This is a genomic window from Vibrio sp. VP6 (genome assembly GCF_028823755.1).
Taxonomy (GTDB): Bacteria; Pseudomonadota; Gammaproteobacteria; order Enterobacterales; family Vibrionaceae; genus Vibrio; species Vibrio parahaemolyticus.
In genome coordinates this window covers 1-6129 of the sequence record NZ_JAPEID010000073.1, presented here as the reverse complement: position 1 = coordinate 6129, position 6129 = coordinate 1, and the positions used below count along the sequence as shown (strand labels likewise).

The window sequence follows — 6129 nt, the reverse complement described above, 5'->3', positions numbered from 1 at the left end:
CCGCCGCCGATGGTCATTAGTGCTGCGGCTAATGTACCTTCTTCTTTAAATGCTTCAATACCGAATACGAACGATAGGGCGATGATCAAACCACCTGCAACGACGACAGGAAGCATGTGCGAAACACCCGTCATTAAGTGTTTGTATGCGCCTTTCTTCTCGTCTGCTGCCGAAGCAGAACTTGCAGCGCCTGAATGTTGGTAAATCGCTGCTTGTTCGAACGCTTTGTCCATCTCTTCAGCGGTTTTCTTCAGAGCTGGGCCAGTTTTTGTACGGTACATTTTTTTGCCGTTGAAGCGATCAAGTGGCACTTCGATGTCCGCTGCAATGATAACCAAGTCCGCATCTGCGATTTCTTGGTCAGTTAGTTGGTTCTTCGCGCCAACAGAGCCACGAGTTTCCACCTTAATTTGGTGACCACGGCGTTTGCCTTCTTCTTCTAACGCTTCTGCTGCCATGAAGGTATGTGCAACACCAGTAGGGCATGCCGTAATAGCGACGATTTTCTTGGTTGCAGAAGCACTTTCGACAGGCGCTTCAACTGTGGTTGCTTGTTCAAGTGTTGCTGCACTTTCGACTGCGGTCGTTAAGAATGCGGTAGCATCTTTTGCCACCGAGCTGATTTCTGCTTGGTAGACTTTTTTACCTACGAAACGAGAAGTATCAACGGTGGTGTTTGCCGCGATTACGATCGCGTCAGCTTGCTCAATGTCAACGTCTGTCAGCGGCGTTGGAGCAATAACACTGGATTGGCATTCAATCTTGGCGTTCCAACCTAGTTTAGCGGCCGCTTGTTCTAATAGACCCGCCGCAAGGATGCTATTAGCAACACCACTAGGGCAGGCAGTAATAATGGCAATATTCATACTGATAACCTTCTGTTCCTTAGTTTTTGTCTAAGTTCGTATTAGGGTAAAGCTCGCTGACTTGTGTTTGCAGCTTAATGTTTTCCAGCTCTTCTTGACTGGTTAGCCCCACGCCAACTTGGCTAACTGCTAAAGCAGAAAGAGCTGTCGCGAAGCGCAATAAATCGTGTTTCGGCATCACTTGCATGTGACCCCAGCATAAGCCTGCCACCAGTGTGTCGCCCGCACCAACTGTGCTCACCACATTCATGCGTGGCGGTTGTGCGCGTAGCCACTCGCCTTGGTTTAGCCACATCACACCGTCAGCCCCCATCGACACAACAATATTCTCGATGCCTTTGTTGCTGAGGGTTTGTGCTGCCACTTGGCACTGTTCTGGCGTTTCTAGGTGCTCACCGACAAAGTCACTCAGTTCTTCATCATTTGGTTTAATAAGCCACGGATGAGCATCAATACCTGCACGTAGAGCGGCTTTGCTGCTGTCGAACAATACTTTTTTGCCTTGTTGATGCAGTTTTTCAATCCACGCTGCGCATTGCTCAGCGGTTACACCGCCCGGTAGGCTGCCAGCTAGAACGAAGTAGTCGTGAGTGTCTGAAAGGCGGAACAGTGTCTCTTCAAAACGAGCAATTTCTTCTGCCGTTACTTGAACGCCAGGAAAGTTGATGTCACTCACTTGGCCGTCGGCTTCTACCAGTTTTACATTGATGCGTGTTGCGCCTTCGACTTCAACAAACTCGTTTTTTACGCCAATTTCGGTGAAAAGTTGATGGAACAGTTCTGGGTTGTCTTTACCCAAAAAGCCGGTCACCGTAACGTCGGCGCCAAGGTCGCTTAGCACTTTTGCAACGTTAACGCCTTTGCCTGCCGCGTGAAGGCTACTTTGTGCAACAAGGCTGACTGAACCTACCTTTAGCGCGTCGAGTGAGCCTGTTAGATCAAGCGCAGGGTTTAGCGTGATGGTCACAACTTTGTTTGTTTTTAATGCTGTCATTTGCGTGCCCCTTAACCTTCACCTAGGCCAGAAGCAATCGCGTTGCCGATAGACTCCAGCGCTTGAGCCGCGTCTGGGCCTTCAGCAGAGAACTGCAATTGGTGACCGTGTTTCACACCAAGGGCAATCACTTTCATCAGGCTTTTCGCATTTACTGCTTTACCATCACCATCTAGGTTTGCCACGCGAATGTTTGATTCGAATTTCTTCGCTTCTGCAACCAACATCGCACCCGGGCGAGCGTGAAGGCCATGTGCGTTTTTGATCTTAAAGACTGCTACGTTGCCATCTTCGGCTGGCGCAGCCACTGCTTCGCCTTTGAATAGCGCGAGAATCTGTTCTGCAGAGGCATCTAACAGCTTATTGTGTTCGTTGTTGAAAACGATTTTAGACAAGTTGTTCAGAATTGATTGGTGAGCGTTGTTACAAGCCGCAAACGCAACCAAAGCACGCACTTTTTGGCCTTCGTATTCGCAATCGTTAGCCGTCGAGACAAAAGACACACCCGTGCGAGAAACGTGCTTGTCGCTACCAACTAGCCACAAACCGTTGCCAAGATGAGTCGGTGCTTTTGTCACGAGATCCGCAACAAACTCAGCGCCAGCACAGCCGGTGTTTTTCAAGAGGCCACCTGCCACAGCGCTCATCTGTACCATATCGCTTGCAGGGAAAAGCAGCTGGATAAGAGACGCATCGAAGTCCGCTTCAAGCTGAACATCACCATGAAGTAGGGCAATGATGTCTTCTTCGCTTTTTGCATCGCGAAGACGCTCTTCCACGCCGTCAGCGCCTAGCACTTTGGTCAGTTGCTTCAGAATGCCTAAGTGCTCGTCTGATTTTGCCGCGATACCAATCGCAACGAAGACTTTGTTTCCGTCACCCCAATCCACACCTTCAGGAAAGTGGTGAACAGCGACGCCAGTGGTTTTTACCATCGAGCGAGTGTCGGTTGTGCCGTGAGGGATCGCGATGCCGTTACCTAAAAACGTTGAGTTTTGGTTTTCACGATTTAGCATGCCTTCCACATAACCTTGTTCAACAAGGCCTTTGTCTGTCAGGCTTTGCGCAATATTCTTGATTGCTGCAAACTTATCTGTCGCTGATTGCGAGAGGGTAATGTCGTTCTTGTTTAGCTTAAGCATGGTGCTTCTCCAGCCTTAAGGTATTCGTACCAATCAAATTAAAAATGTATTCAGTCTTGCTCTAGTTTTGTTGTGTCTTAGCTAAACCTTCTTTCGATACTGAATCGATTCAGCTAAGTGGCAAATTTTTTAAAAGACTTAGCAAAATGTTTTAAAAATCTAACGTTAAACACCCCTTGAGCTGTATTGCTTAAAGCCTAGACGAAGACTTACTGCATTGCCGGATTTTGGTGATTTTCGTCAATTTTTAGATTTTGCTGAATCCTTTCAGCTTTTATACTGAATCGGTTCAGCTTATAATTCAACTTATCGTAAGATCGTTGATGTATTAATATGATCGCGCGCACAGAATAGGGTTGAGAATATGACACTGGATGAAATAGCCAAATTGGCAGGGGTTTCAAAGACAACTGCAAGCTATGTAATTAACGGAAAAGCGCAGAAATACCGCATCAGCGAAAAGACGCAAAAGAAAGTGATGGCGGTTGTCGACGAGTACAATTACAAGCCGGATCATGCCGCTTCTTCTTTGCGTGCCGGTAACTCGCGTTCGTTTGGACTTATCATCCCAGACTTGGAGAACACCAGTTACGCACGCCTTGCAAAACTGATTGAACAAAACTCGCGTAAGGCGGGTTATCAAATTCTAATTGGCTGCTCAGATGATGATCCGGAAACGGAGAAAAAGGTTGCTGAAGCGCTAATCAGCCGCCGAATTGACGCGCTATTTGTCGCAAGTGGTATGCCATCGGCTAATGAGTATTATCTCAAGTTACAAAACTCGGGCACTCCGGTTATAGCACTTGACCGTCCAATGGATGATGAGCATTTTTGTTGCGTTATCAGTGAAGATTTTGATGCTGCTTTTGAGCTTACAGAATCGGTACTGTCTCCAGAGATCAAAACCATTGGTTTGATTGGTGCGTTGCAAGATCTGCAAGTGTCGAAAGAGCGCGAACTGGGTTTTCGGTCTGCCTGCCAAAAAGACGATACGGCAATGACCGTCGGTTACGGTTTGCACTTCTCTCGTGAGGAGGGAAAAAAAGTACTGGATAAATGGGTTCAAGCAGATAGTTTGCCTGATGCGATCGTGACGACTTCCTACACGTTGCTTGAAGGCGTCCTAGACGTGATGCTCGAAAAGCCGGAACTCATGAGTCAAGTTCGTCTGGCGACATTTGGTGATAATCGACTGCTGGACTTCTTGCCAGTGAAAATCAACTCTCTGCCTCAGCAATTTGAGTTGATTGCTGATAGCGCGATGGAGTTGGCACTGAATGCCTCGGCCAAACGTTACAAGCCAGGTGTGGAGCTTATTCCTCGCAAAATTGTTAAACGACAATAGTCAACACTTACAATTTCACTTCGACCGTCAGCGAAACAAACGCGTGATCGCTGGCGTTTTTGTCTTTCTCATAGGATGGGTTAATCAGGTGTTGTTCTAACACTTGATAATCAATCACTTCCGCTACCGATACATCCGAATGTGTATCAAACTCTTGAGAAAGCAGGATGTAATCCAGCACGTTCCCCGTAGAAAAGTGGTAGTGAGTCGCAGGGCGCACTTCAAGAGACGAGCCCGTTTGCAGATTCCAACCATCCTTTAGTTGTAATTCGGTGACGCTGTCACTAAAGGTTTCGGTAAGCACATTATTAACGCTTTCTTTTGAGATGGGCTGGTTCATATCACCCATTAACACGGTCGGTATCGGATGTGCTCGATATTGTGCCTGCATCGCGTCTCGCAACATGGCCGCTTCCCAACCGCGTTGCTGTGTAGACAACCAACGAGCCATTACGCGACTTGATGGTTCTGGCGTTTCGGTATCCGCAGGGCGTTGAGATTTGAGGTGAGTGACATATATGGCAATGTGACCAAGGACTGGGTGAACGACTTGCGCATAAATCGGCTTGCGACTGAAATCGGGTGCTTCATTTACCCCAAATGGCGTGAGTGAGTTTGAATCGAACTCTACGCGTTTTACATCCTCAATAGGAAAGCGAGACGCAATCGCGACGACGGGGTGAGAATAAATATACTCGTCTTCTATTTTTGGGGTATCGACCGTTGCGAAATACGGAAAGCCAAGTGACAAAAAGTACGCTCGGGTTTCTTCGATACTGAACACCTCTTGCAGACCGATAATGTCCGGTTCGAGCTTTTCTAATTGGTTTTGCGTCCAAGCAAGTTTGTCTCGCCACTGCTCTTGGGAATAAATATTCTCGAAGTCGTAGTAGGCGTTCGGCGGTGCGACAAAATTAAACAAGTTAGCCGTAACAAAGGTAATTCTGCTTGGTTGAGACAAAGTATTCGCTCTTTTTAACAATAACCTGGAGAGTATATACCTTCGGATTATGGAATTGCAGCCTCGTTTGAAGTTGGCATTGACGTAACAGCTTGCGAATGGTCAGTCAAATAGGTCAAGACGTGCTCAAAAGCCACAAAGAACCTGCGATAGAGCATTGGCTGAGGTTTCTATTTTGGGGCATTGCGTTTAAACTTCAGAGCATCAAATATGAAGAGTAAATAACATGACCCAAGATTACGACCACGAAGAGTATTTAGAAGGCGACGAGATTGAAATTGAAGCGATCGGCATTGATGTTGATGCGCATCCTATCGAACTGTATAAGCTTTTTAAAATCGCAAACTTGGTCAGTGGTGGTGGCGAAGCAAAACATATCATCGAAGAAGGTTATGTTGCGGTGAATGGCGAGCTAGAAACACGTAAACGCCGCAAAATGTACGATGGTGACTTTTTTGAGTTTAACCAAGAATACTATGTGGTGGTTTGTGACGCGCCAGTGACAGAACCAGAAACGGCAGAACAAAAAGCGGAAAAGAAAGCGAAGAAAGAAGCGCAATCTACTCGTAAAGCGAAGTCTCGCCAAAGTAAGCCGCCTAAAGCGAAAGGCACAGGACCTAAATCAACGGGTCGTAAAGCGGCACATAAAGAGCGCAAAGCACAAAAAGAAGCGTTGTCTCAATCTGCTAAGAAAGGCAAGAAAGAAGACAAACCACAAGCAACGCGTGACCCGAAGAGTGGACGTAACTCTATCGACTTCTTCTAAGCGATAGAATCATATAAGCGATTGAATCTTAGCGTTCAAACCCATACATACCAAA

6 protein-coding genes are annotated in these 6129 nt (G+C 46.9%); 2 read left to right on the top strand and 4 right to left on the bottom strand.

Features of this window, described 5'->3' with window-relative positions:
• The 3 genes from OU793_RS23195 to fruB form a co-directional block, all read right to left on the bottom strand.
• Positions 1-866 (bottom strand): PTS fructose-like transporter subunit IIB (locus OU793_RS23195; RefSeq protein ID WP_274647855.1); only part of this gene is annotated, 866 nt, incomplete at its 3' end.
• 19 nt (positions 867-885) lie between these two features.
• Positions 886-1860 carry a 1-phosphofructokinase gene (pfkB, locus tag OU793_RS23190; RefSeq protein ID WP_029823640.1) on the bottom strand — a complete coding sequence of 325 codons (975 nt, stop codon included), beginning with the start codon at positions 1858-1860 and terminating at the stop codon, positions 886-888.
• 11 nt (positions 1861-1871) lie between these two features.
• Positions 1872-3002 carry a fused PTS fructose transporter subunit IIA/HPr protein gene (gene fruB, locus OU793_RS23185; protein ID WP_023624547.1) on the bottom strand — a complete coding sequence of 377 codons (1131 nt, stop codon included), beginning with the start codon at positions 3000-3002 and terminating at the stop codon, positions 1872-1874.
• 364 nt (positions 3003-3366) lie between these two features.
• Between fruB and cra the strand changes: the two genes are divergently transcribed.
• A complete protein-coding gene (gene cra / locus OU793_RS23180; protein WP_005454171.1) occupies positions 3367-4347 on the top strand; it encodes a catabolite repressor/activator in 981 nt (326 codons plus the stop codon).
• 7 nt (positions 4348-4354) lie between these two features.
• Here cra and OU793_RS23175 read toward each other — a convergent pair whose 3' ends face one another.
• Positions 4355-5308: an endonuclease/exonuclease/phosphatase family protein gene (locus tag OU793_RS23175; RefSeq protein ID WP_176333785.1), complete on the bottom strand. Its 954-nt coding sequence runs from the start codon at positions 5306-5308 to the stop codon at positions 4355-4357.
• A 226-nt stretch (positions 5309-5534) separates the two neighbouring features.
• Between OU793_RS23175 and OU793_RS23170 the strand changes: the two genes are divergently transcribed.
• Positions 5535-6074, top strand: a complete 540-nt coding sequence (locus OU793_RS23170) for an RNA-binding S4 domain-containing protein (RefSeq protein WP_140103308.1) — start codon at positions 5535-5537, stop codon at positions 6072-6074.
• Positions 6075-6129 lie beyond the last annotated feature (55 nt).

What these genes read in the sequence shown, in the direction of transcription:
- cra (WP_005454171.1), top strand. Translation starts at nt 3,367, where the DNA reads ATGACACTGGATGAAATAGCCAAATTGGCAGGGGTTTCAAAGACAACT.
- fruB (WP_023624547.1), bottom strand. Translation starts at nt 3,002, where the DNA reads ATGCTTAAGCTAAACAAGAACGACATTACCCTCTCGCAATCAGCGACA.
- OU793_RS23170 (WP_140103308.1), top strand. Translation starts at nt 5,535, where the DNA reads ATGACCCAAGATTACGACCACGAAGAGTATTTAGAAGGCGACGAGATT.
- pfkB (WP_029823640.1), bottom strand. Translation starts at nt 1,860, where the DNA reads ATGACAGCATTAAAAACAAACAAAGTTGTGACCATCACGCTAAACCCT.